The sequence below is a fragment of the Betaproteobacteria bacterium genome (genome assembly GCA_009693245.1).
GTDB lineage: Bacteria > Pseudomonadota > Gammaproteobacteria > Burkholderiales > SHXO01 > SHXO01.
On sequence record SHXO01000056.1, the window covers coordinates 1 to 22,144 of the forward strand.

A 22,144-nucleotide genomic window follows, 5' to 3' on the forward strand; every position below is an offset into this window, starting at 1 on the left:
GGAGGGATCGAATTCCGTGGCACCGAAATTCGGCACGTTGCGTTGCGGCCAGTGGATCTGATACAGATCGATGTAGCCGGTTTGTAGGCGTGCCAGACTGGTGTCAACCGCCTCGGCGATGATGGCTGGCGTGAGATCCGTGCGGCCATTGCGAATCCAATCGCGCCGGCCGGGGCCGGCAATCTTGGTGGCGATGACAAGGCCAGCGCGAGGACGGTGCGCCAGCCAGGTCCCGAGATAACCCTCCGTGCGCCCCTGCGTGCGCCCATTGGGCGGCACCGGGTACATCTCCGCCGTGTCGATGAAATTGATGCCCCGGTGCACGGCGTAATCCAACTGCTCGTGCGCCTGCGCTTCGCTGTTTTGCTCACCCCAGGTCATGGTGCCCAGGCAAACCTGCGAAACGCTCAAGTCCGTGCCGGGAAGGGTTCGGTATTTCATATCGGTCTCCAAGTTACCGGTTGGTTAGACGGGCTCGATTAAACACCCTGGCATCCGTTTGAAGCCGGCGGGATTGGTAGTTAGAACTGGAAAACCGTAGCGAATTGCCGTGGCCCCGATAATCAAGTCAAAGGTTCCCAGGGTCACACCTTTGGGCAATGCGCTGACGAGGTGCGCATGGAACCTTGCAACTTCTAGATCGAATGGCAGCGGGCGAAATAGCTTGAACATCTCCTCCACGAACGCCGATCGGCGCAAGCGCCTTTGTTCAGTGTTTGCGAAGTGTACGCCAACCAACAGTTCCGAACATGTTGCGACCGAAATGTACCCCTTGCCATAAGTGGATTTGTAGCTCGATAGATCGATTGCGGAAGGTTCCTTCTCCAGCCGAGCCAATACGCCTGTGTCAATGATCAATCCCATTCGATAACATCCGGCCGCATTCGAGAAAGGCCGCGCTCGATGTCGCGGGCAAAGGCATCGCTCTCCTTGGGGCCGAGCCGCGGCAACGATGCCATCAGTGCATTTAGTTAATCGAGCGGGACCCCGCCGGAAGGTCCCGCGGGTACGATACGAGCCACTATCTCTTTACCTCGCACGACATCGAATTCCGCACCCTGGTAGCGTACTTGGCTTAGGACGTCGGAAAAACTTCGTGCGGCTTCCGTTGCCGTGATTTGCTTGGTTGCCATAACATGGTCCATGGGTTGGGAGAGCACTACATTTATCAGAATATCAGATTATCAGATACACTTCACGGCGCTGCCCATTGCGGCCACGATTCGCATCGACCGCGGCTTTGAGGTGCCGAATAAGGGCGGGGGCGTACTGGACTTCGTCGATGATCGCCGGGGCGGGATGGCGGCTCAGGAATATGGCGGGTTCTTTCTCCGCTTGCTCGGCCTCGGTGGGCAGATCGAGAGACACGAACCCGTACTTTGGGAACAGGCGCCGTAACAGCGAGGTCTTTCCGGTCTGGCGAGCGCCAGTCAATACAACGACCGGCCTGGTACGGGCCGAGCGCCGCAGGCGCGCTTCTCGCGTCGCGAGAGATCCACATGTGCAAAATATACGATGCAATCGTATATTTTGCGAGGCTACGGATTCAGAGATCAGTTTCGTAGCGCTTGGCGATCTGCGAGTCGAGATCCAGCATGGCGCTCGCTTCCAGCGCGCGCCTAAGGTTGATCTCCGCCGAAAACGAAATATTCATGGAGCCCGGCCAGGAGGAAGGATTCCAAAGAGCGCTCCGCAGAAAGGCCTTGGCGCAATGGAAGTAACACTCCTCGATCCGCACACGCATCAAGAGTAGCGCCGGTTTGCCGCGTGCGGCGAAGCGCGCGTTGATCGCGTCGTCGTGCAGTAGCGTGGCGTGTCCGCCAATCCGTAGCGTCTCATCCGTGCCGGGGGACAAGAAGATCAGACCCACCTTCGGGTTGCTCAGAATATTTTCCAGGGAGTACAGCAACCGGTTGCCTGGCCGCTCGTGGATGAGGAGAGTCATGGCGTCCTTGACGCGGACAAAGCCCGGCTCGCCGCCCTTGGGGGAGACTGTGGGCACACCGTTGGTACTTGCCGTGGCCAAAAGGAAAAACGGGGACTGGCGGACGAAGGCTTGCCCCTGCTCGCTTAATTCCCGGTGAACTTTGTATTGAGTCAGGGGGCCCGGTTCGCCTAACAAATCGCGCAGGCGCTTCACAGTGGCGATGGTTTCCATGTCCGGTCCCATGTGGGGTCAATTCCAGAAAGTGAATGATAATCCGCCAATGGAGTTTGATGAGTTCTTTGTTATGGGCCAAAGGCGCTGAAATGGCCAAGATCGTCGCATTGCCACCACCTGGCCTGGGGGAAATCGCTTTGCGTGCGCTGCCGCCCTTGTCTCTTTACGTCCACATTCCATGGTGCGTGCGCAAGTGTCCTTATTGCGATTTCAATTCCCATGAATTGAGCGTAAACCTTCGCCAGAGCGGCGCGATGGCCAAAGGGCAGGAGATCGATGCGGGGACAGAGCAGCGGTACGTGAACGCGCTGGTGGCCGATCTGGAAGGTGCCTTGCCGCGGATATGGGGGCGGCGTGTGACCAGCATTTTCCTTGGGGGAGGAACACCGAGCTTGATTTCCGCGCGCGCATTGGACGATATTCTTTGCGCGATTCGGGCGCGGGTGCCGCTCGCTCCGGACGCGGAGATCACGCTGGAAGCTAACCCCGGGACGGTGGAGGCGGCCAAGTTCGCCGAGTTTCGGGCCTCGGGGGTGAACCGCTTGTCCATCGGCGTGCAGAGCCTAAACCCTAAGTTTCTGAAGGCCCTTGGGCGCATTCACGACGAGAAGCAAGCGGTGCGGGCCATCGAAATCGCGCAGCGCCACTTCGATAACTTCAACATCGATCTGATGTATGCGTTGCCGGAACAAACGCTGGAGGAAGCAGTGAACGATGTTCGAGAGGCTTTATCGTTGCAGCCACCTCATCTGTCCTGCTATCACTTAACCATAGAGCCCAATACAGTGTTCGCGAAATATCCGCCGCGAGTACCAGAGGACGATGTGTCAGCGGATATGCAGGAAGCCATCGAAGAGTTGTTGGGCAGCAACGGTTATGAGCACTATGAAACTTCCGCGTTCGCGCGGCCTGGTACACGTTGTAAGCACAACTTGAATTACTGGACCTTCGGGGACTACCTTGGCATCGGCGCCGGCGCTCATGGCAAGCTCTCGTTTCCTGGCCGCGTTGTGCGCGAGGTACGCTACCGGGCGCCGAACGACTATATGAATCACGCCGAGCGAGATTCTCCCGTGGCTCGGTGCGATGAAGTGGGGAGCGATGACTTGCCATTTGAGTTTATGATGAACGCGTTGCGCCTGATTGGCGGTTTCGAGGCGAGATTGTTCGAGGAGCGCACCGGCCTTCCGTTGCAAGCGGTGTTGCCGAGATTGGATGCCGCGGAAGCCTGTGGATTGCTGGAAAGAGATCTTTTTCGCGTTGCCCCCACGCTAAAAGGGCAGCGGTTCCTCAACGATCTCTTGCAACGATTCCTCGATTGACATTGGACTATGGAGAAACCCATGCGACGTGTAACCAAGACAGTCAAGGGAATGCCTGCCACGGATGGGGCGGGCGTGAAACTCAAACGGGTGATCGGCTCTCCTCAGATGGAGATGCTCGACCCGTTCTTGATGCTCGACGAATTCGGGTCCGACGACCCGGAGTCGTGGATCGCGGGTTTTCCGGATCATCCCCATCGCGGGTTCGAGACGGTGAGCATCATGCTCGACGGCCGCGTGCGCCACGGCGACTCCGTGGGAAACAAGGGCGTGATCGAGGCGGGGGATGTGCAGTGGATGACCGCCGGGCGCGGCATCGTTCATACCGAAATGCCGGAACGCGCCCAGGGGCGCTTGCGCGGTTTTCAGCTGTGGGTGAATTTGCCCGGCGCATTGAAGATGACGGCGCCGCGATACCAGGATTTGCCTTCCGCGCGGATCGCATTGGCTCATGCGGAAGGAGTTTCATTGCGAATCATCGCGGGTGAGGCATTGGGAGTGAAAGGCCCAGTGGATACGCTGATTCCGGTTCGGCTGCTCCTCGCGGAACTGGGCGCGCAAGCGAAGTTAGAATTGCCCGTGCCCAAGGCGCATAACTGTTTCGGTTACGTTTACGCGGGCGCGCTTCAATCGTCCGGCACAACGCTGGCGGAAGGTACCCTTGCGGTGTTCGAGGATGGCGGCGGGCTTTCGATTCAAGCTGGATCCCAGGGCGCCAAGGTGCTCTTATGCGACGGGATGCCCATTGGCGAACCAGTGGCGCGCTATGGTCCCTTCGTGATGAACACGCGCGAGGAGTTGATGCGCGCGTTTCAAGATTACGAGCGCGGTGTGCTGGCGTCCTAGGGACTAATTTCGTGACAAGGTCCGTGAGAGATCAATCAGGCGCCAGCGCCGACACGCAGACCGCGCGCATCTTCGAATGGCGGCGCGGTTTCAATACCATTTATTTGCTGGACCTCGGCGTTAAGCTGGGGTTGTTCAAGGCGCTTGCCGAGAAACCAGGATCCAGTGCCAGCGACCTGGCGGCCGCCTTGGGCCTGCATGCACCCTACGTCGAAACCTGGTGCCGCACCTGTTATGGCATGGAGGTGCTCGACGCCGGCACCGATGGACGCTACCGCTTGGCTCCTCACATGGAAAATATTCTCGCTAATCCCGGTCATCCGCGTTATCTCGGGGGCTTCGTAAGACTAGGTACCGATTTCGCGGCGGAGGACTTTCGCGAGTGTCTACATGCGTTCAAGACCGGCGCGGTAAAACCCTTTCAAGGCCGGGGCGAGATGTTCGCCAAGTCGGTGGCGGAATCCACTTGGGGACTACAAGTGGCTACTGCCAAGAAAATCCTACCGGAGTTGCCGGGATTATTGCCGCGCTTGCAGGCTGGGGGTGCCTTGCTCGAAGTAGGGTGCGGGACGGGAAATCTACTCCTTCAATTGGCCAAGAATTTCCCGCTTGCAAAGTGTGTGGGTGTGGATATCGATCGCGACAGCCTGAGCGTGGCGAGGGAAAAAATCAAGGGCGCTGGTTTGGAAGGCCGCGCGCAGGCGAGAGAAGGTACGGTAGCCTCCGTCACGCAGGCAGGCAGTTTCGATGCGGTCGTGATGGTGGAGGTGTTGCATGAAATCTCCCCCGAGATCCGGCCAGCGGTGGTGATAGAAGCAGGGGCCGCGTTGAGGCCAGGAGGTTGGATCGTGATCGTGGATGAAACTTATCCCACGACGCTGGAGGAAATGCGAGAACCCGAATTCAAGTTTCCCTTGCACACGGGTTTTGAAGAGCTTTATTGGGGAAACGTGCTGCCCACCCGTGAGGAGCAAGAGAGGCTATTGAAAGACGCCGGTTTCCGAGGGGAGATTCATCGCTCCCTGATCGGCGAGGGTTTCACGGTTCTTACTGCGCAAAAATCGTAAGTCCTGTCGTTCCCTTCGCGAATGAGTTCTCTACGATGCCGGCGTGGCGGTGGCGTGTACGGACGCGGCGGGGATCTTGTAGCGCGCCACAATGCGCGCGGAGCGCGGCTGGCTGTTCCAATGCGCGAAGGTTTGGCACGCCTGCTTCGTGCCATCGTTGTCCGTATGCTCGAAATAGGTGCCTTCAAACTTGCCATCGGCCACGATCTCGCCAACGGCTAGTTGGTTGCTAGTCCATGACTGAGCGTCGTTAAAACGCGCATAGGCCTCGACGTAAGTCACCTTCGCCGCAACCGGAACCGAGGTGCACACCGCGATTCGCAGCGCATTTTGCTCGGTGCATGCGGCGGGCTGCGTGGCAAAACCCACAATGGCACCCTTGCAGGCGGGGAAGGCGGCCACTGCGGCGGTACCCATGGAATCATCTGGGAAGGTGGAGGCCAACGTTGTTGGTGCGCCTGCGGCCACCGGTGCAGCCACGGACGCAGCGCGGCTGGTGGCGGCCGAGAGTTCGTTGAGTTGCGCTTGCAGTTTCTGGCTCAAGGCCTCGTAACCCGCATCGGCGCGGCGGTCGCGGAATTCCGAGTAGGCAAATCCGCTCACGCCACACGCCAGCATGAGCATCATGGTGTATATCCACGATTTGCGGCGCTTTGCCTTGGACTCAGGCTGAGATTGATTTCGAAAAATCTGCAGTATGGCGGTGCCGAAGGTTGCCATGGCACCGATAATCGCCGCGAGGATAGGTTCGGAAATATGCTCCATGACTGGGCTCTCGTTGTAGTGCTAAGGGTCAGGCCGGATCGTTTGACCTACTTTCGCAGGCGAGGTATTTGTAGCGGAATTGTAAAAACGCTAAATTTTCCACGACCGTCGAGGTGTAGAAGCAAGAGGCATGTCCAAAAGCTTTCGCTCTATCCAGGGAAAGACCTAGGCCGGCTAGTCTTTACGCCGAAAAATCAGATCCCATACGCCATGGCCGAGCTTGATGCCGCGTTGCTCGAATTTAGTCATGGGACGGTAAGCGGGCCGCGTGGCGAACCCTGGCGAGGTGTTTTCGAGTGATGATTCCGCATGGAGTACCGCGAGCATCTGTTCGGCGTACTCCTGCCAATCCGTGGCCAAATGAATATAGCCGTACGGCTTCAGGCGCGATGCAAGCAAACTCACGAACGATGCTTGTATCAAGCGGCGTTTGTGATGGCGCGTCTTTGGCCACGGGTCGGGGAAGAAAACATGCACGCCACTCAAGCTTTCCAGGGGCAGCATGTGCCGCGCGATTTCAACGGCGTCGTGCTGAACGATGCGCAGATTCGCGAGCCCTTTTTCGCTGGCCAGTTTGAGTACGCTCCCAACACCTGGCGCATGCACTTCCACACCTATGTAATCGGTCCGCGGATTATTGGCGGCAATTTGCGCGGTCGTCTCGCCCATGCCGCAACCTATCTCCAAGATGACCGGCGCGGTTCGCCCAAACACGGTGGGGAAGTCGAGCGGCGCTTGCGCATAACTCAGCAAATATTGGGGCGCGTGTAACTCCAATGCGCGCCGTTGCGCGGCCGACATGCGGCCTTGGCGCAATACGTAGCTACGAATCGGGCGCGGCCCGGCGCCATCATTATTCATCAGGGAAGCGCGCAGACGCGAGGATTACCGATGCTTTAGGCGGCTTTGTCCCGCGTGGAAGCGATGGCACCCGGCACGGGGGAACTCGGTGTGGCGCTGTAGAGCTTCCGGGGCATGCGCCCGGCAAGATAGGCCTCTCGGCCGGCTTCCACTGCCTTCTTCATGGCGCTTGCCATGCGTACGGGATCTTGCGCCGCGGCGATGGCGGTGTTCATCAACACGCCATCGCAGCCCAACTCCATGGCGATGGCCGCATCCGAAGCTGTGCCCACTCCCGCATCCACGAACACAGGAACCTTGGCGTTCTCAATGATGATCCGCAGGTTCCAAGGATTGAGGATGCCCATGCCGGAGCCGATGAGAGACGCGAGCGGCATCACTGCCACACAGCCCGCCTCCTCCAGTTGCTTTGCAATGATGGGATCGTCCGAGGTATACACCATCACCTCGAATCCCTCTTTCACCAGCGTGCGGGTGGCCTCCAAGGTTTCCACCACGTTGGGGAAAAGCGTGCGCGAATCTCCCAGGACTTCAAGTTTGACGAGAGAATGCCCGTCGAGCAACTCGCGGGCAAGCCTCAACGTGCGAACTGCATCTTGTGCCGAATAACACCCCGCCGTGTTTGGAAGCAAGGTGTACTTGCTGGGCGGGAGAACCTCCAGCAGACTAGGCTCATTGGGATTCTGGCCAATGTTGGTGCGGCGGATGGCAACAGTGACGATCTGCGCGCCGCTCGCCTCGACCGCGGCTTTCGTCTCGGCGAAATCCTTGTACTTGCCAGTACCCACGAGCAAACGAGACGTGTAGGCCTTCCTGCCGATGACGAGATTTTCCATTGACTATCCTCCCCCCACGGCCGCGACAATTTCCAGCGAATCGCCATCCTCCAGGCTTTGTTGCGGCAACAAGCTCTTTGGCACAATCTCGCCATTTCGCTCCAGGGCCACGCGCTTTCCGCTTAGTTTCAGCTGTTCTATGAGCTGGGCGGCGGTGATGGGAGCGCTTACGCGAAGCGCCTGCCCGTTGACTTGCAAGGTGATCATGCGCGCACGAGCAATCAGGCGAGATTACGGGCGCTCATTCTTCTTCGAACTCGTCGTCCACCGGCAATCCCTCGGGACGTGTTGGCTTGGGAGGTTGCTGGTTGGGGTTCGGACCGCGTGGCCGGCGGCGGCGCGCGCCACCGGGCCCTCCACCAGGTCCGCCGGGTCCGCCCGGGCCACCGGGACGCCCTCCAGGCCGGCCGCCGCGGGTGACTTGGCGCGCCAGCGACAACAGCGAACGCAGGGCTTGGTTGACATGTTCCGAGGAGCGAAATACTTCGGCAATGTCCGGTTCTAGGATGATGAGCTTTTCCTCGGCTCCTTCTTTGCGTTCGCCAATCTCGGCGGGACGATTGAAATTCCGGTTTCTATTGCCGGGCTGAAACTCGTTGCCTTCTCTCATGGGTGAGAAATCGCCTCGGCGGTTGCCGCGATTCATAGGATGATCTCCAAGGGGGTGGCCAATGCCACCTGTGGTTTCAGTATGGAGGGAACTCACGGCTCGCACAACTTCGCGATGATCTGGCCGGGAAAGTGCCATGCTCGCGATCGCGGCATGGCTTACTTTCCACCTGATTCTTCCCCTTACTTGTTCAAGGTGAATCCGCCGAGCGAGTGATCCCACCACGTAAGTCGCGGCCGAAGGACCGTGATTGCGCGGCCCTTCAACCTCTCCGAGCGGTAGTTTACCCCTATCTCAAGGGAGACGGACGTAACTAAGCGGACAGGGCCGCCTCGGCCAGGGCTGCCAGGTAGCCCGCGCCCAGAGGGATCACTGCGTCGTTGAAATCGTAATTGGGGTTATGCAGCAGGCAACCGGACTGGCCCCCGCCTTGGCCGAGGAATACATAGGCACCGGGCTTCTCCTGTAACAGGTACGCGAAATCCTCCGCTCCCGTGGTGGGATCGGCGTCGCGGATCACCTTGTCATGCCCAAATATGCGTTCGCCGACTTGTGCGGCGAATTCGGCTTCTCGCGCACTGTTCACGGTCGCCGGATAGCCTTTGCGGTAAACAACCTCCGCCTGGGCGCCGAAGGCCTTGGCGATACTCTCGGTGATCTCGCGTATGCGGGTTTGCGCGAGTGTTTGTGTGCTAGGACGGAAGGTGCGCACCGTCCCCACCAGATTGACCCCGCCGGGAATCACATTGAAAGTGCCGATCTGGCTGGTGGCCATGGAGCAAATGCTGACCACTATGCAATCGGCGGGATTGACGTTACGGCTCGCAATGGTTTGAAGCGCGGTGATGAGGTGCGCGGCCACCACGACGGGGTCCACGGCAAGATGCGGAATCGCACCATGCCCACCCTTGCCGCGGATCGAAATCTCGATTTCATCGGCGGCCGCCATGACCGGTCCTGGTCTAACCGCGATCATTCCTGGCGGGATCGTGGGCCAGTTATGCAGCGCGTACACCTCATCCATGGGAAAGCGCTCAAATAGGCCTTCTTTCACCATGACCTGTCCGCCACCACCGCGCTCCTCGGCCGGTTGGAAAATGACGTGTACCGTTCCGTCGAAGCGGCGCGTCTCGCTCAGATAACGCGCGGCACCGAGAAGCATCGTCGTATGCCCATCGTGCCCGCACGCGTGCATATGACCCGGGCGAGTGGACTTGTAAGGAAGGGAGCTGGTTTCGTGCATGGGCAAGCAATCCATATCCGCTCGAAGTCCCACCGAGCGTCCCGGCGCGCGCGTGCGGCCTGGGATTACTCCAACGATGCCGGTGCGGGCGAACCCCCTATGAGTTTCGATGCCCCAGGTACTTAAAAGCGAGGCGACCGCATCGGAAGTTCGTTGCTCCTCGAAGGCAATCTCAGGGTGAGCGTGAATATCGCGGCGAAAAGCGGTGAGCTCCGCGTGGAAACGGCGGATGTATTCCACGGGACCGGCGAAACCTGCTTCAACGGGTATGGTCATGATTGTCATCCCAACTTTGCACTAGCCGGATTATCGGCCAGATTTCTTGGCGTTGCTCGAAGCCCTGCTTGCCGAATACAATCTCCATATTGCGGGCGTAGTTCAATGGTAGAACGAAAGCTTCCCAAGCTTTAGACGTGGGTTCGATTCCCATCGCCCGCTCCACAAGAAATCTTCTCGTAAGTACCCTAAGTCCCATGCCATCCGAGTTCCCCTCGCAGGTCATTGCATGGCAAAAGTTTTTCGGCCGCCACGACCTTCCTTGGCAAAATACCCGGGATCCCTACGCGCTGTGGGTTTCGGAAATCATGTTGCAGCAAATCCAGGTCGCGACGGTTATTCCGTATTACTCGCGATTCATGGCGCGCTTTCCTTCATTGAGTGCGCTCGCTGGCGCGGCTGAGCATTATGTCCTCGCGGTTTGGAGCGGATTGGGCTATTACGCGCGCGGGCGCAATCTTCATCGAGCCGCGCGTGTGATTCGTGATGATTATGGAGGCTCGTTCCCCAGTGAATCGCCGTTGGTAATGGATCTTCCAGGTATCGGCCGCTCGACGGCCGCGGCGATTTGCGTGTTTGCTTTCGGGCAGCGTCACGCCATTCTGGACGGTAACGTGAAGCGCGTGCTGGCGCGCTATTTCGGTATCCAGGGCTATCCGGGAGACCGGCAGGTTGAAACTCAACTTTGGGCGCTATCGAATTCTTTATTGCCCAGCGTTGGCATCGAAACGTATACGCAATGCCTCATGGCATTTGGGGGCGAGTGTATGCACAAGGTCACACCCGTTTTGCGCGCGCTGTCCGCTAGTTGGCGGGTGCGTGGCCAAGCGCGAGCATCTCGTGGATAAATTGCCGGCACCCAAGCCGCGCAAGGAGCGCCCGCATCGCCGGACGAAGATGCTGATTTTGTGGAATGGCCGCGAGGTATTGTTGGAACGGCGCCCGCCCGCGGGTATCTGGGGCGGGATGCTGTGTTTTCCAGAGAGCGCCGAGCCTGTGGAGTAGTGGGTGAAGGCCTGCTCCGAGCGTTTCGCCGCCGAATGCGAAACCATCTTGCCGCTTGCATTGGTGGAACACGGCTTCACGCACTTCAAGCTCACCATCGAACCCTATCTGTTGCGGGTTAGCGCAAAGGCGAGCGGCGCCGCGGAATCCGGCGCGCTATGGTTGACGATACAAGACGCGGGTGCATCAGCCCTCCCTGCACCCGTTCGGGATCTGCTGGTCTCCCTGGTTACATCTGGTTACTGTCCCGCTGAGAATCCAGTATTCGATCGATGAGGGACAAGCGCGCGAGATGGTCCCGCATGCCGAGCAATTGTTGTTTGGTATCGGACTCCACCGGAAGAAGTTCACCCAGCCTGTAGCTCACCCAGCCGGCATCGTTGAGTTGAATGGGCGATGGAAAATGCGAGGGCCCCACGCGCTCGATGAATTGGCGCAAGACCTCGCGGCAAGGTTCCAATTCCTCCGGCACATCGGTGAGAGGCTGGTCGTCCTGAAAGGCCACTGTTCCGCGAATCAAGCCGTCCTTCTCCGCGCGATGATCGAGAAGTTGAAAGACACGTTCGCCGCGCGCGAATACCTGAAACAAGCCCAAGTGCGGCATATCCCACTGTTGGATCCTGGCGCTGCAGCCCAGGTTTTCCGGAATCGCGGGACTACCGGCCTCGTTGCCTTCCTTGATAAGACACACGCCGAAGGGCGAATTGTCGCGGATGCAATCCTTCATCATACGCACGTAGCGTGGTTCGAATATCCGCAACGGTAATCTCCCGCCAGGAAACAGCACTGCCTTGAGCGGAAATATGGGGAGTTCTTGTTGGCTAATGATGGTCTCCTTGCTCGCCCCAGCGGGGCATGAGCTTATTAGGGATACGAAGTTGGTCCAGCACCCGCGCGACGACAAAGTCCACTATATCCTGGACGGACCGCGGTCTCGTGTAAAAGCCCGGATTGGCCGGCAATATGGTGGCGCCTGCTTGCGACAAACGTAGCATGTTCTCCAAGTGAATGCTCGATAGCGGAGTTTCCATGGGCACGAGTATAAGGGGGCGGCGCTCCTTGAGCATGACGTCCGCCGCCAGTTCGGTCAAATTGGCGGCAAGCCCAGATGCAACCGAGGCCAGCGTGCCCATCGTGCAGGGGCATATCACCATGGCGTCCGCAGGGTTGGATCCAGAGGCGGCCGGTGCGAACCACTCTTCACGGCCAAATACTTTGAGTTGGTCTTCCTTCGCATTGAACCGCTCTCGGAAGAACGCGGCCGCCTCGCTTGGACGAGAGGGAAGGGTGAGATCCATCTCCTGCCTCGCGACGATCTGGGACACTTGCGAATAGAGCAGCCAAACTTCGGTGCCAGCAGCGAGCAAGGTCTCCAGGAGCCGGATGCCGTAAGGCATGCCCGAGGCCCCCGTGAAGGCGAGGGTGACAGTGAGCGGGCGCGGGGGGGACGCCACGTTCAATAGCCGATGTTAGTTTGGCCGGTCGCCAATGCGTTCCCGTAGCCGCTTTAGCTGCGCCTCGAGCCGCTCGATCTCCTGGCGCAACTCGTCGCCACCGTCGGATTTCTTGGGATCCTTGGGAGGCGAAGCGGGGGGCTGCTCCGCGGCCACCATGGCGCACATGACTCGCTCAAAGCGGTCCCCCACGGTTTCTGGTACCACGGCGTTGGCCTCGGCGTCGGGCGTGTAGACGTTCTCCAACACCGAACCATCGCCGCTATAGAGCAGATATCCAAAGGTGGTCACGCGGTGCTGCTTGCATTGGATTCGCTCTCGGTACATGGCGCTGCGGGCAAAACCGCCGCGCACTGGATGCGGGGAGGAAAACACCACGCGCCGCCAGTAAGTGACCTCGTCCGCCGCCACGAATACCTTGCTCTTGTCGTAGAAATGCTGGTTGCCATCGCCCGTGGGCACGGCCACCCAGTCGGCGGCCGCCGCGGGAAAACAGGCGGCCATTCCAAGAATCATCCATATCCCGCGTGTCATTGCGCAAGCTCCCTGTGGCGTACCAGCACGGGCATCCGGGAGCGAAAATGCTGGGCAAGCATCTCGCTGAAGTACACGGAACGGTGATGTCCCCCCGTGCAGCCTATGGCCACCGTGAGGTAGCTTCGGTTGTCGCGTACAAAGCACGGGAACCAACGGTCGATGTAGGTACGAATGTCCATGAGCATGGCTTGAGTTTGGCTGTCGGCTTTCAGAAAATCAATCACGGGTTGGTCTTTGCCCGTTAACGCACGAAGCGCGGGATCGTAGTATGGATTAGGCAGGCAGCGCACGTCGAAGACGTAATCGGCGCCCAACGGCAAGCCGTGCTTGAACCCAAAGGATTCGAACAACAAGGTCAGTCCCGACGTGGGCAGATAGACGAAATCCTTGACCCACGCACGCAAGGCGTTGGAGGACAAATCGCTGGTGTCCACATGGTGGGCGACGGAACTGGCATCCTCCAAAAGCTGCCGCTCCGCCAGTATGCACTCGGGGAGCGTGTGATGTTCATCGGCCAGGGGATGGCGGCGCCGGGTTTCGGAGAAGCGCTTGATCAGGGTTTCGGTCTTCGCATCGAGGAACAGCGCTTTCACGCTGATCTGGCGCTGGCGCAACGCATGCAAGGACTCGAGCAACTGCGTAAAGGATTTACCTCCCCGCGCGTCGATGCTCACCGCGATACGTTCGTTGCCGTCGTTACGCAGCAGATCGGCCAGTTCTGTGAGTAGCGTGGCCGGAAGGTTGTCCACGCAGTAGTAGCCGCTGTCCTCAAGGACGTTGAGGGCCACGCTTTTCCCAGAGCCGGACATGCCGGTGATTAACACGAGTTGCATGAAAATTACGGGGTTCGCCCAAAATACTGTTCTTGGCGGCGAATAAATTCCTGTGTGCTATCGATACCGCGCAACTGCAAGACGTAGTTGCGCACCGCCGCTTCCACCAGGACCGCGAGGTTTCGGCCGGCGGCCACGGGAAGTATGACCTTGCGAATCTTGACGTTCAAAATCTCTTCCATGGTGGCGTTGAGCGGCAGGCGCTCCAAGCCAGGCACCACGCCACCGACCGGTTTCTCCAACTGTACGATGAGTTTGAGATTCTTGCGAACGCGGACGGAAGTTTCCCCGAAGATGGTCCGGATGTTGAGCATGCCCAACCCACGCACCTCGAGGAAATCTCTCAGGAGATCCGGCGCGCGGCCTTCCAGGGTTTCGGGCGCGATGTGATAAAGCTCCACCACGTCGTCCGCCACCAAACCGCTGCCGCGCGATATCAATTCTAGGGCAAGTTCGCTCTTGCCCACGCCGCTATCGCCGATGAGCATCACGCCCACGCCGAGAACATCCAGCAGCACGCCATGACGGGTGACGAACTCGGCCAGTGCGCGGCCGAGATAGGTTCGAATCACCCAGATGATCTGCAGGCTAGGGAGCGGGGAGGTGATGAGAGGAATTTCTTGGTTCACGCAAAAGCGTTCGAGAGATGGCAGGATCTTCTCGCCGTCGCTCACAATCAGGCAGGCGACGCCGCTGTCTTTCAAGCGCCCCAGGGCGGTTTCCTGCGCGGAATCGTCGAAGGTCGCGAAGTAGCTCGCTTCAGTACGGCTAAAAATCTGAATCCAGTTTGGGTGGTAGAAATTCAGGTGCCCGATCAATCCTTGCGAGGAATGGCGGATGCGCTCGGTGTCGAGGATGTTGCCGCTGTGCTGGTCATCCAACGCCCAGGACAAGCACAAGGCCTCTTGGTTATCCTTAAAGATCTGGGCGACGCTGACCTGAGGCATTGGGATCCCATCCAACTATGACTTGTTGCGCGGCGCGTTCATCGGCCGCGCCGGCGAGCTGGCGGCGCACCTCGCGGTCGCTAAACAACGTGGCAAGCTCTCCAAGTATCTGCAAATGTAGATCGTTGGCGCGCTCGGGGACGAGCAGCACGAACACGAGAGAAACCGGTATTCCATCTGGGGCGCCGAACTCCAATGGGGCGCGTATGCGGATGAACGCCCCGGTGGCTTCCCGCAACCCTTTCACGCGGCCGTGGGGAATGGCAATGCCTTGGCCAAGCGCGGTGGACCCAAGTTTTTCGCGTTCGTTCAGACTCCCGGCGATTTGTGACGGATTCATGGAGAAGGTCTGAGATAACAGCCCAGCGGCTTGTTCGAAAAGTTTGGCTTTGCTGGGGGCTTCTATATCGAGCTTGACGTGGGAGACGGGTAGCAGCGAGGAGAGAAGTGTCATGTCGCGGGCTACCCGCCCCACTCAGTTGGCCAACCAGCGGGAGGAGCTATTCCTCGCCCGCAGGTGGCGTGGCGCTAGGATGCTGCCCGTTGGGGCGGTGGTCGGTGACCTTCTCTTTATGCCGAAGGATCTGCCGGTCGAGTTTATCGGCTAGGCTATCGATGGCGGCATACATGTCGGCGTCGCTGCTTTCCACGAATATATCGCGGCCGCGCACGTGCACATTAGCCTCGACTTTCTGAATCAATTTGCTGACGGTCATCACCACGTTGACATCCATCATGCGGTCGAAATGCCGTTTGATGCGCTCCAATTTGGAGGTCACATAATCCCGTAAGGCTGGGGTGATATCGATGTGATGCCCAGTCATCTGTACATTCATGGCAAGCCTCCAGGTAGGGGTTTATATGGACTTCCGAAGATTGACAGGCAGTATCTGCAAAGATTCCCGGTATTTCGCGATGGTTCGGCGGGCCACGACGATTCCTTGTTTGCCCAGTATCTCCGAAATCTGGCTATCGCTGAGAGGCTTTTTCGAGTCTTCCACGCCGACGAGCTGTCTGATCAGGGCTCGAATGGCGGTCGCGGAGCAAGAACCGCCGGTTTCCGTGCTCACGTGGCTTCCGAAGAAGTACTTCAACTCGAAAATTCCGCGCGGGGTCAGCATGAATTTTTGCGTGGTGACGCGCGATACGGTGGATTCGTGCAGGCCCAGGATCTCCGCGATTTCGCGCAACACCAACGGCTTCATCGCTACTTCGCCGTGTTCGAAAAAATGCCGCTGGCGGTCCACGATGGCCTGCGAAACCCGCAAGATCGTGTCGAAGCGTTGTTGCACGTTCTTGATCAGCCACTTCGCTTCTTGCAACTGCCCTGAAAGCTGCTGGAGGCTCGCGTCCCGGTTACGGTGCAAGATGTCCGCATACATCCGGTTCACGCGCAGCTTGGGCATGGCGTCCGGGTTGAGCGAGGCCCGCCACACTCCTTTGGTCTTGCGCACTACTACGTCGGGTACGACATAGCGGGTTTCATTCTTGGTGTAATCGGAGCCTGGGCGCGGATTCAGGCTGATGACCAAGGATTGGATCCCGCGTAACGTGTCGTCACCGCATTTGAGCGCCTTCTTGAGCTTCGCGTAATCCCGCGCGGCCAACAGATCGAGGAACTCGCGCACCGTGGTGAGCGCCTCGTTTCGGTAAGGAACGTCCTCGGGGAGGGCATCGATTTGCAGAGCCAAACACTCGCCCAAGTTACGCGCCCCAATACCCACGGGCTCCAGATTCTGCAGTTGCCTGAGGGCCACCTGGAGTTCGCTCAGATCGACCTCCAACTCCGCTGGCAGCATGGCCGCGACATCTTCCAATGGGATGGGAAGATAGCCTTCCTCGTTGAGGCACTCGATCAGCACCGTGACCATATTCTTGTCGCGGCCGGTGATGTTGACCAAGTTCAACTGCCACAGAAGATGCTCGCGTAGCGAGGGCTGGTCGGCCGCGACCTGCGGGTAGTCGTTGTCCTCGCCGTCGTCCGGGGATCCGTAATTGGTCGTTCCGCCTTCCCCCTTGGTCCAATCCTGCTCCACTTCGGGCGTTTCTTCCTGCTGGGAGTTTTCTTCCTTGTTGGCGGTCGTCGTGGTCGTGCTGGTGGTGCTGTTGTTGAATTCGCTAGGCGGGACGCTGGCCACGACGGCCTGGCCGCCATACTCCTCCGGCTCCTCCTCCCGCTCAAGCAAGGGATTGTCTTGCAAGAAGCGCTCAATCTCCTGATTGAGTTCCATGGTGGAGAGCTGTAGCAGCCGGATGGACTGCTGCAACTGCGGCGTTAGCGTTAGATGCGGAGAAAGCTTTATCTGTAGTGACTGCTTCATGGGATTCGCGTGCCGGCTTGCCGCGTGAGGGGTGTCGCGCAAGGGTAAGTCCCGTGGCGGACTCGGTGCGCAACCCTATAGCCGGAAGTGTTCTCCGAGGTATACCTTCCGAACGCTTTCATTTTCTACGATTTCTCCTGGGGCCCCGAAAGCAAGTACCGAGCCGTCGTTGATTATATAGGCGCGGTCGCAAATTCCCAAGGTTTCTCTCACGTTGTGGTCTGTGATGAGCACCCCGATGCCGCGCGCCTTTAAGAATCGGATAATTTTCTGAATTTCTAAGACCGCAATGGGGTCGACTCCCGCAAATGGCTCATCTAAAAGAATAAATCTTGGTTTGCTGGCGAGAGCGCGGGCGATCTCCACGCGCCTTCGCTCGCCTCCGGATAAGCTGATGGCGGGACTATTCTTGAGATGGGAAATATGCAATTCGGCCAAGAGGCCTTCCAATTCCTCGGCTATGGCGGCGTTCTTGAGTCCTCTTAACTCCAGCACGGCTTGAATATTCTCGGCCACGCTCAAGCGGCGGAAGATGGATGCTTCCTGGGGCAGGTAGGCCAACCCGAGTCTGGCCCGGCGGTGAATAGGCATGTGGTTGAGCGCCGAATCGTCCAGGCGGATGCTGCCTCCGTCCACCGGAATCAGCCCAACGATCATATAGAAGCAGGTGGTCTTCCCAGCGCCGTTGGGTCCGAGGAGCCCAACCACCTCACCGCTTTGGACTTCCAGGGAGACGTCTTTAACCACGGTGCGGGACTTGTAGCGCTTACTCAGGTGCTCGGCGTGCAACTGGCTCATGGCGCGGGCAGGGGAAAGCGGCAGAACCTTTGCGCCGGAGCGGGGAATTTACTGTTTTGGCGCACCACTTACGGGGTCTGTGTTCTTCTTTTTGGGTTGGATCACGGCCTTCACTCGCTGCCCCGAGTTGGCGGTGGTGGCGCCTTTCGTTCCGATCACCTCGTAGAACTCGGTCACTGAGTTGTAGGATATGTAGTCGCCCTTTACTTCGTCCTCTCCGCGCTTGATGCGGGCATTGGTAAAGAGTTGCACCTTCTCGCCCTTGCCGTCGTATTCCACGCGATCCCCAAATCCCTCGATGAATTCATCAGCCCCTTCGCGTTTTTGGCGGAAAGAGGCGGGTTTGCCCAGGGCAATGCCTAAACTAAAACCCTGTTGGTCTTGCTTGACCGTAATGCGATCGGCCTTCAAGGTCAAAGTGCCCTGGGTCAGGACCACGTTACCTTCGAAAATGCTTTCCTTGCGAAGATCGTCCAGGCTCATTCTATCGGCCTCGATATTCACGGGCTTCTCCCGGTCCGAGCGCTCCGCATGGACGGGCCCGAGCATAAGGCACGGCAGCAATGCTATCGGCACGAGCCTTATCACGACAAACTTCATTGCGGTCCCCGGTTATTCTGAACGACTTACTCTAGGATGGATGAACTGGCCACGCACGCGCGAATGTAGTTGCATGTTTCGCGTGCGGCTGTTGAATTCTAGGCCAACTCCCCGCAAGGTGCCATGCTGGCTCGTTATGGTGACTTCCTGGTCGTTGCGGGCGATTTCTTCATCTGGTATGACGTGGAGCTGGGAGGTTGCAACGGTCACGGGTCCCGTTTGCTCGCCGCCTTCGGCCAGGATGCGTACGTCTCCCGTGAAGTCGACTTCCTTCGCATCCTTGGACACGTAGGCGCGGGCGGACTGTATATGCACCTGTGGCTCGTTCGGTTCGTAGTGTACGAGCTTGGGGTTTTCCAGCTGCGTGCTGTCCTCGTCTGGCCGGTGCACCATGCGATGGGCCACCAGCGCGTAGCGTTGAGATCCGTCCAGGTTGAACTTCGTGGCGGAAAAGTCTTCCACGATAATGTCAGGATTGGAGGGGTCGCGCAGGCTGAAGGCGCTTTCGGATTGCACGGATCTGTCCAGCCAGTACGTGAGTGCGGCCATGGCGGCCAGCAAGACTATGGGAGTCCAAGCGAGAAGCCGGTCGCTACTCATGCGAAATACCGGTCAAGTTCGGGTTGGAGAAGATTTTTCGCATCGAGAATAAGCTCGCAGACCTCTCGTACCGCGCCATGACCACCGCGCTCCCGTGTGACGTAATGAGTGTGGGCACGTACCGCTTGGGAAGCCTCCGGCACGGTGACGGAGAGCCCGCAGGCGCGTAGGGCGGAAATGTCCGGCAGGTCGTCGCCCATGAAGGCCACGGCTGCCATATCGATGGCCATCTTGGCGCGCAACTCGTGAATGACATTGAGTTTGTCCTGTACGCCCTGATAGAAATAATTCAATCCCAGTTCCGCGGCTCGAGCCTGGGCGGCTTCGGAATCGCGGCCCGTTATGACGGCCGTCTTGATGCCTGCATTCATGAGCATCTTAAGGCCCAGCCCGTCGCGGATATGAAACGCCTTTGCCTCCACGCCATTGGACAGAAAATAAAGCCTTCCATCCGTGAGGATGCCGTCCACGTCGACGCACAGTAGCTTGATAGTCCTAGCCCGCTCCAATACTTCCGCAGGCACCTTCATACCACCTTCGCCTGCAATAAATCATGCATGTTCACCGCGCCCGCGAGCACATTGGTTTCATCCACCACCAGCAGTTGGCTGATCTTGTGATCTTCCATCAGCTTTACCGCGTCCACCGCCAATTGCCGCGGGCGAATGGTTCGCGGGCGGGCAGTCATCAGATCGCGGATCGCCGTCGCCATCAAATCAAGCCCCCGTGGCAGCACACGGCGCAGATCCCCGTCGGTGAAAATGCCTAGCACATGATTGCCATCATCGACGACTGCAACCATGCCCATCCCCTTCTTGGATATCTCGACAATCACTTGCGCAAAGGGGGTGTGTGGGGCCACTACCGGAACCGCGTCGCCCGTGCGCATGACGTCGCTCACGTGAGTTAAAAGGCGCCGCCCTAATCTACCGCCAGGATGCGAGCGGGCAAAATCCTCGGCGCTAAATCCGCGCGCCTCCAGAAGCGCGACCGCCAGGGCATCGCCTAGCGCGAGTGCCGCGGTGGTGCTGGCCGTGGGCGCTAGCCCCAACGGGCAAGCTTCCTCCGCCACGGCGGCATCCAGATGCAGATCCGCCTGCCGGGCCAGGGTGGACTTGGTGTTACCGGTCATCGCGATAAGTTGCGTACCCTTGCGTTTGATCAAAGGCACCACGGCTAATAATTCCTCGCTCTCGCCGGAATTAGACAGAGCGATCACCACATCCTGCGCCGAGATCATGCCCAAATCTCCGTGGCTCGCTTCCGCCGGATGCACGAAGAACGCGGGAGTGCCGGTGCTAGCAAAAGTAGATGCGATCTTGCAAGCGATGTGGCCGGATTTTCCGATGCCGCTCACGACGACGCGGCCGCTACAGTGCAAGATGAGATCCACGGCCTCGGCGAACGCCGAGTCCAAGCGAGCCGCCAGAGCGCTGACGGCCTGGGCTTCGATTTCGAGAACTCTGCGCCCGCGCGCGATCGCATCTGGGCGAGCGTCGCGGGTGCTTTTCACGGGCACATTCATGACGATGGAGTATAGCCGAAGGGCCATAGTTCACGGCGCTGGCTTCCACCGGCGCTAAAGTGTTCCCAAGAACACTCTCTCCCGCCCCGATGCACTTACTGGATTCAGTATTGCTGCTGCTCGCTACCGCCGTCGTGGTGGTCGTGGTATTTCGCGCGCTCAAGCTGCCTGCATTAATTGGTTATTTGATCGTTGGCTTGCTGATTGGTCCCCACGCACTCGCTTGGCTACCCGATACAGCGGCCACAAAAAACTTGGCTGAATTCGGTGTCGTATTTCTCATGTTCAGCATCGGTTTGGAATTCAGCTTGCCGAAGCTCTCCACCATGAAGAGCATCGTGTTCGGCTTAGGCGCGGCGCAAGTCCTCGTCACGATACTGGCCGTATTGGGGATCGCCCTTTATCTTGGCCTGAATTGGCGGGAAGGGTTGGCCCTGGGCGGAGTGCTCGCCATGTCTTCCACCGCCATCCTGGCCAAGATGCTGGCGGAGCGGCTGGAGTTGAATACGCACCATGGCCGCCAGATCATAGGCGTGCTGCTGTTTCAAGACTTAGCGGTGGTGCCGCTGTTAGTGATCCTGCCCGCGCTTGCGCGCGGAGCCGAGGAACTCCCAAAACACTTACTCGTGGCCGGGATGAACGCGGCCTTGCTGCTCATCTTCATTTTGGTAGTCGGCCAGCGCCTCATGCGGCCGTGGTTCCACGTCGTTGCCCTGCGCAAGTCGCCAGAGCTTTTTGTACTCAATGTCCTGCTTTGCACGCTTGGGTTAGCCTGGCTCACGGACCGCTTCGGGTTGTCGTTGGCGCTCGGTGCTTTCCTGGCCGGCATGCTCATCTCCGAAACGGAATACCGGTACCAGGTGGAGCAGGACATCAAGCCTTTTCAGGATGTTTTGTTGGGATTGTTTTTCGTCACCGTGGGCATGCGGCTCGACGTACAGGAGATCGCCAAGCACTGGATTGCGGTCCCGTTGGTCATGATCGTATTCGTCGCCGCAAAGGCGGCAATCATGGCCGTTCTCGCGCGCGCCTTTGGCGCCAACGCCGCAACCGCTCTGCGAGTGGGCCTCGCGCTCAGCGCTGGCGGAGAGTTTGGGTTGGTGCTGCTATCGCAAGCCGGTTCCTTGGCGCTCCTTGGACGCGGCACCCTGCAAGTGGTCTTGGCCGCCATTATCTTGTCCATGTTGCTGGCGCCCTTCATCTTGAAGCGCAGCGAACATCTGGTTCGGCGTTTCAGCAAGGCCGAATGGATGAGTCGCGCCATGGCTCTTCATAACATCGCCGCGCAAAGCATGGGAGCGGACAAGCACATCATCATTTGCGGCTACGGGCGAAGCGGGCAGAACCTTGCCCGCCTTCTGGAGCAGGAGAATGTTCCCTTCATCGCCCTGGATGCGGATTCGCAACGCGTGCGCGAAGCCGCATCCGCCGGGGAGCACGTGGTCTACGGCGATGCGGCGCGCCGAGAAGTGCTGGTTGCAGCGGGACTCACGCGCGCGGCGGCCTTGGTGGTGAGTTATGCGGACACGGAGTCCGC

27 protein-coding genes, 1 tRNA gene and 1 pseudogene are annotated in these 22,144 nt (G+C 59.0%); 6 read left to right on the top strand and 23 right to left on the bottom strand.

Annotated features, from left to right (window positions below; all coding sequences use genetic code 11):
• From EXR36_10195 to EXR36_10210, 4 genes are all read right to left on the bottom strand, one after another.
• Positions 1–441 (bottom strand): aldo/keto reductase (locus tag EXR36_10195; protein MSQ59989.1); only part of this gene is annotated, 441 nt, incomplete at its 3' end.
• A gap of 24 nt (positions 442–465) precedes the next feature.
• The gene (locus tag EXR36_10200) at positions 466–864 is read right to left on the bottom strand and encodes a type II toxin-antitoxin system VapC family toxin (GenBank protein ID MSQ59990.1); all 399 of its coding nucleotides are present in this window, start codon (positions 862–864) and stop codon (positions 466–468) included.
• Positions 865–1,176: 312 nt separating this feature from the next.
• Complete coding sequence (locus EXR36_10205) at positions 1,177–1,650, bottom strand: hypothetical protein (protein MSQ59991.1); 474 nt, start codon at positions 1,648–1,650, stop codon at positions 1,177–1,179.
• Positions 1,547–2,170, bottom strand: a complete 624-nt coding sequence (locus EXR36_10210) for a pyridoxamine 5'-phosphate oxidase family protein (GenBank protein ID MSQ59992.1) — start codon at positions 2,168–2,170, stop codon at positions 1,547–1,549. The genes EXR36_10205 and EXR36_10210 overlap by 104 nt, the downstream gene beginning before the upstream one ends.
• Positions 2,171–2,217: 47 nt before the next feature.
• On the opposite strand from EXR36_10210, the gene EXR36_10215 reads away from it, so the two are divergent.
• The 3 genes from EXR36_10215 to EXR36_10225 are packed head-to-tail and all read left to right on the top strand — an operon-like array spanning position 2,218 to position 5,396.
• A complete protein-coding gene (locus tag EXR36_10215; protein MSQ59993.1) occupies positions 2,218–3,483 on the top strand; it encodes an oxygen-independent coproporphyrinogen III oxidase-like protein in 1,266 nt (421 codons plus the stop codon).
• 9 nt (positions 3,484–3,492) lie between these two features.
• Complete coding sequence (locus EXR36_10220; protein ID MSQ59994.1) at positions 3,493–4,329, top strand: pirin family protein; 837 nt, start codon at positions 3,493–3,495, stop codon at positions 4,327–4,329.
• Positions 4,212–5,396, top strand: a complete 1,185-nt coding sequence (locus EXR36_10225) for a class I SAM-dependent methyltransferase (protein ID MSQ59995.1) — start codon at positions 4,212–4,214, stop codon at positions 5,394–5,396. The genes EXR36_10220 and EXR36_10225 overlap by 118 nt, the downstream gene beginning before the upstream one ends.
• 30 nt (positions 5,397–5,426) lie before the next feature.
• Here the strand turns inward: EXR36_10225 and EXR36_10230 are convergent, their stop codons facing one another.
• The 6 genes from EXR36_10230 to EXR36_10255 all read right to left on the bottom strand — a co-directional run bounded on the left by EXR36_10230 (position 5,427) and on the right by EXR36_10255 (position 9,987).
• Positions 5,427–6,161, bottom strand: coding sequence for a hypothetical protein (locus EXR36_10230; protein MSQ59996.1), 735 nt, complete (start codon positions 6,159–6,161; stop codon positions 5,427–5,429).
• Positions 6,162–6,335: 174 nt separating this feature from the next.
• Positions 6,336–7,022, bottom strand: a complete 687-nt coding sequence (trmB, locus tag EXR36_10235) for a tRNA (guanosine(46)-N7)-methyltransferase TrmB (GenBank protein MSQ59997.1) — start codon at positions 7,020–7,022, stop codon at positions 6,336–6,338.
• 35 nt (positions 7,023–7,057) lie between these two features.
• Entirely contained in the window at positions 7,058–7,858 is an 801-nt protein-coding gene (locus tag EXR36_10240) for a thiazole synthase (GenBank protein MSQ59998.1), read from the bottom strand.
• Between the two features lie 3 nt (positions 7,859–7,861).
• On the bottom strand, positions 7,862–8,065 hold the full coding sequence (thiS, locus tag EXR36_10245; GenBank protein ID MSQ59999.1) for a sulfur carrier protein ThiS: 204 nt from the start codon (positions 8,063–8,065) through the stop codon (positions 7,862–7,864).
• A gap of 34 nt (positions 8,066–8,099) precedes the next feature.
• Positions 8,100–8,468 (bottom strand): hypothetical protein, encoded by a 369-nt coding sequence (locus tag EXR36_10250; GenBank protein MSQ60000.1) that lies wholly within the window; start codon positions 8,466–8,468, stop codon positions 8,100–8,102.
• A 313-nt stretch (positions 8,469–8,781) separates the two neighbouring features.
• Positions 8,782–9,987 carry an amidohydrolase gene (locus EXR36_10255; protein MSQ60001.1) on the bottom strand — a complete coding sequence of 402 codons (1,206 nt, stop codon included), beginning with the start codon at positions 9,985–9,987 and terminating at the stop codon, positions 8,782–8,784.
• A 91-nt stretch (positions 9,988–10,078) separates the two neighbouring features.
• On the opposite strand from EXR36_10255, the gene EXR36_10260 reads away from it, so the two are divergent.
• Both EXR36_10260 and mutY read left to right on the top strand, forming a co-directional pair.
• A tRNA-Gly gene (locus tag EXR36_10260) sits at positions 10,079–10,152 on the top strand.
• A 32-nt stretch (positions 10,153–10,184) separates the two neighbouring features.
• Positions 10,185–11,268, top strand: a pseudogene (mutY, locus tag EXR36_10265) (A/G-specific adenine glycosylase).
• On the opposite strand, the gene EXR36_10270 reads toward mutY, so the two are convergent.
• The 13 genes from EXR36_10270 to EXR36_10330 all read right to left on the bottom strand — a co-directional run bounded on the left by EXR36_10270 (position 11,222) and on the right by EXR36_10330 (position 20,607).
• On the bottom strand, positions 11,222–11,896 hold the full coding sequence (locus EXR36_10270; protein MSQ60002.1) for a peptidase S16: 675 nt from the start codon (positions 11,894–11,896) through the stop codon (positions 11,222–11,224). The pseudogene mutY and the gene EXR36_10270 overlap by 47 nt on opposite strands.
• Positions 11,814–12,446: a UbiX family flavin prenyltransferase gene (locus EXR36_10275; protein MSQ60003.1), complete on the bottom strand. Its 633-nt coding sequence runs from the start codon at positions 12,444–12,446 to the stop codon at positions 11,814–11,816. The genes EXR36_10270 and EXR36_10275 overlap by 83 nt, the downstream gene beginning before the upstream one ends.
• A gap of 15 nt (positions 12,447–12,461) precedes the next feature.
• Entirely contained in the window at positions 12,462–12,980 is a 519-nt protein-coding gene (locus EXR36_10280) for a hypothetical protein (GenBank protein MSQ60004.1), read from the bottom strand.
• Positions 12,977–13,816 (bottom strand): RNase adapter RapZ, encoded by an 840-nt coding sequence (gene rapZ, locus EXR36_10285; GenBank protein ID MSQ60005.1) that lies wholly within the window; start codon positions 13,814–13,816, stop codon positions 12,977–12,979. Before rapZ ends, EXR36_10280 begins: the two co-directional genes overlap by 4 nt.
• A gap of 5 nt (positions 13,817–13,821) precedes the next feature.
• Positions 13,822–14,763: an HPr kinase/phosphorylase gene (locus EXR36_10290; protein ID MSQ60006.1), complete on the bottom strand. Its 942-nt coding sequence runs from the start codon at positions 14,761–14,763 to the stop codon at positions 13,822–13,824.
• Positions 14,732–15,217, bottom strand: coding sequence for a PTS sugar transporter subunit IIA (locus tag EXR36_10295; protein ID MSQ60007.1), 486 nt, complete (start codon positions 15,215–15,217; stop codon positions 14,732–14,734). Before EXR36_10295 ends, EXR36_10290 begins: the two co-directional genes overlap by 32 nt.
• A gap of 46 nt (positions 15,218–15,263) precedes the next feature.
• A complete protein-coding gene (raiA, locus tag EXR36_10300; protein ID MSQ60008.1) occupies positions 15,264–15,599 on the bottom strand; it encodes a ribosome-associated translation inhibitor RaiA in 336 nt (111 codons plus the stop codon).
• 21 nt (positions 15,600–15,620) lie between these two features.
• Positions 15,621–17,084, bottom strand: coding sequence for an RNA polymerase factor sigma-54 (locus tag EXR36_10305; protein ID MSQ60009.1), 1,464 nt, complete (start codon positions 17,082–17,084; stop codon positions 15,621–15,623).
• A 75-nt stretch (positions 17,085–17,159) separates the two neighbouring features.
• Entirely contained in the window at positions 17,160–17,882 is a 723-nt protein-coding gene (lptB, locus tag EXR36_10310) for an LPS export ABC transporter ATP-binding protein (protein ID MSQ60010.1), read from the bottom strand.
• A 48-nt stretch (positions 17,883–17,930) separates the two neighbouring features.
• Positions 17,931–18,482 (bottom strand): lipopolysaccharide transport periplasmic protein LptA, encoded by a 552-nt coding sequence (gene lptA / locus EXR36_10315; GenBank protein MSQ60011.1) that lies wholly within the window; start codon positions 18,480–18,482, stop codon positions 17,931–17,933.
• A gap of 12 nt (positions 18,483–18,494) precedes the next feature.
• Entirely contained in the window at positions 18,495–19,082 is a 588-nt protein-coding gene (lptC, locus tag EXR36_10320; GenBank protein ID MSQ60012.1) for an LPS export ABC transporter periplasmic protein LptC, read from the bottom strand.
• Positions 19,079–19,606 carry an HAD family hydrolase gene (locus tag EXR36_10325; GenBank protein ID MSQ60013.1) on the bottom strand — a complete coding sequence of 176 codons (528 nt, stop codon included), beginning with the start codon at positions 19,604–19,606 and terminating at the stop codon, positions 19,079–19,081. The genes lptC and EXR36_10325 overlap by 4 nt, the downstream gene beginning before the upstream one ends.
• A gap of 2 nt (positions 19,607–19,608) precedes the next feature.
• Positions 19,609–20,607: a KpsF/GutQ family sugar-phosphate isomerase gene (locus EXR36_10330; protein MSQ60014.1), complete on the bottom strand. Its 999-nt coding sequence runs from the start codon at positions 20,605–20,607 to the stop codon at positions 19,609–19,611.
• Between the two features lie 89 nt (positions 20,608–20,696).
• Between EXR36_10330 and EXR36_10335 the strand changes: the two genes are divergently transcribed.
• On the top strand, positions 20,697–22,144 hold a 1,448-nt coding region (locus EXR36_10335), incomplete at its 3' end, for a potassium transporter (protein MSQ60015.1).

What these genes read in the sequence shown, in the direction of transcription:
- EXR36_10210 (MSQ59992.1), bottom strand. Translation starts at nt 2,170, where the DNA reads ATGGGACCGGACATGGAAACCATCGCCACTGTGAAGCGCCTGCGCGAT.
- EXR36_10230 (MSQ59996.1), bottom strand. Translation starts at nt 6,161, where the DNA reads ATGGAGCATATTTCCGAACCTATCCTCGCGGCGATTATCGGTGCCATG.
- EXR36_10220 (MSQ59994.1), top strand. Translation starts at nt 3,493, where the DNA reads ATGGAGAAACCCATGCGACGTGTAACCAAGACAGTCAAGGGAATGCCT.
- EXR36_10280 (MSQ60004.1), bottom strand. Translation starts at nt 12,980, where the DNA reads ATGACACGCGGGATATGGATGATTCTTGGAATGGCCGCCTGTTTTCCC.
- EXR36_10240 (MSQ59998.1), bottom strand. Translation starts at nt 7,858, where the DNA reads ATGGAAAATCTCGTCATCGGCAGGAAGGCCTACACGTCTCGTTTGCTC.
- EXR36_10330 (MSQ60014.1), bottom strand. Translation starts at nt 20,607, where the DNA reads ATGAATGTGCCCGTGAAAAGCACCCGCGACGCTCGCCCAGATGCGATC.
- rapZ (MSQ60005.1), bottom strand. Translation starts at nt 13,816, where the DNA reads ATGCAACTCGTGTTAATCACCGGCATGTCCGGCTCTGGGAAAAGCGTG.
- lptC (MSQ60012.1), bottom strand. Translation starts at nt 19,082, where the DNA reads ATGAGTAGCGACCGGCTTCTCGCTTGGACTCCCATAGTCTTGCTGGCC.
- EXR36_10295 (MSQ60007.1), bottom strand. Translation starts at nt 15,217, where the DNA reads ATGACACTTCTCTCCTCGCTGCTACCCGTCTCCCACGTCAAGCTCGAT.
- EXR36_10225 (MSQ59995.1), top strand. Translation starts at nt 4,212, where the DNA reads ATGCGACGGGATGCCCATTGGCGAACCAGTGGCGCGCTATGGTCCCTT.
- EXR36_10200 (MSQ59990.1), bottom strand. Translation starts at nt 864, where the DNA reads ATGGGATTGATCATTGACACAGGCGTATTGGCTCGGCTGGAGAAGGAA.
- EXR36_10305 (MSQ60009.1), bottom strand. Translation starts at nt 17,084, where the DNA reads ATGAAGCAGTCACTACAGATAAAGCTTTCTCCGCATCTAACGCTAACG.
- thiS (MSQ59999.1), bottom strand. Translation starts at nt 8,065, where the DNA reads ATGATCACCTTGCAAGTCAACGGGCAGGCGCTTCGCGTAAGCGCTCCC.
- EXR36_10290 (MSQ60006.1), bottom strand. Translation starts at nt 14,763, where the DNA reads ATGCCTCAGGTCAGCGTCGCCCAGATCTTTAAGGATAACCAAGAGGCC.
- trmB (MSQ59997.1), bottom strand. Translation starts at nt 7,022, where the DNA reads ATGAATAATGATGGCGCCGGGCCGCGCCCGATTCGTAGCTACGTATTG.
- EXR36_10250 (MSQ60000.1), bottom strand. Translation starts at nt 8,468, where the DNA reads ATGAGAGAAGGCAACGAGTTTCAGCCCGGCAATAGAAACCGGAATTTC.
- lptA (MSQ60011.1), bottom strand. Translation starts at nt 18,482, where the DNA reads ATGAAGTTTGTCGTGATAAGGCTCGTGCCGATAGCATTGCTGCCGTGC.
- lptB (MSQ60010.1), bottom strand. Translation starts at nt 17,882, where the DNA reads ATGAGCCAGTTGCACGCCGAGCACCTGAGTAAGCGCTACAAGTCCCGC.
- EXR36_10215 (MSQ59993.1), top strand. Translation starts at nt 2,218, where the DNA reads ATGAGTTCTTTGTTATGGGCCAAAGGCGCTGAAATGGCCAAGATCGTC.
- EXR36_10255 (MSQ60001.1), bottom strand. Translation starts at nt 9,987, where the DNA reads ATGACCATACCCGTTGAAGCAGGTTTCGCCGGTCCCGTGGAATACATC.
- raiA (MSQ60008.1), bottom strand. Translation starts at nt 15,599, where the DNA reads ATGAATGTACAGATGACTGGGCATCACATCGATATCACCCCAGCCTTA.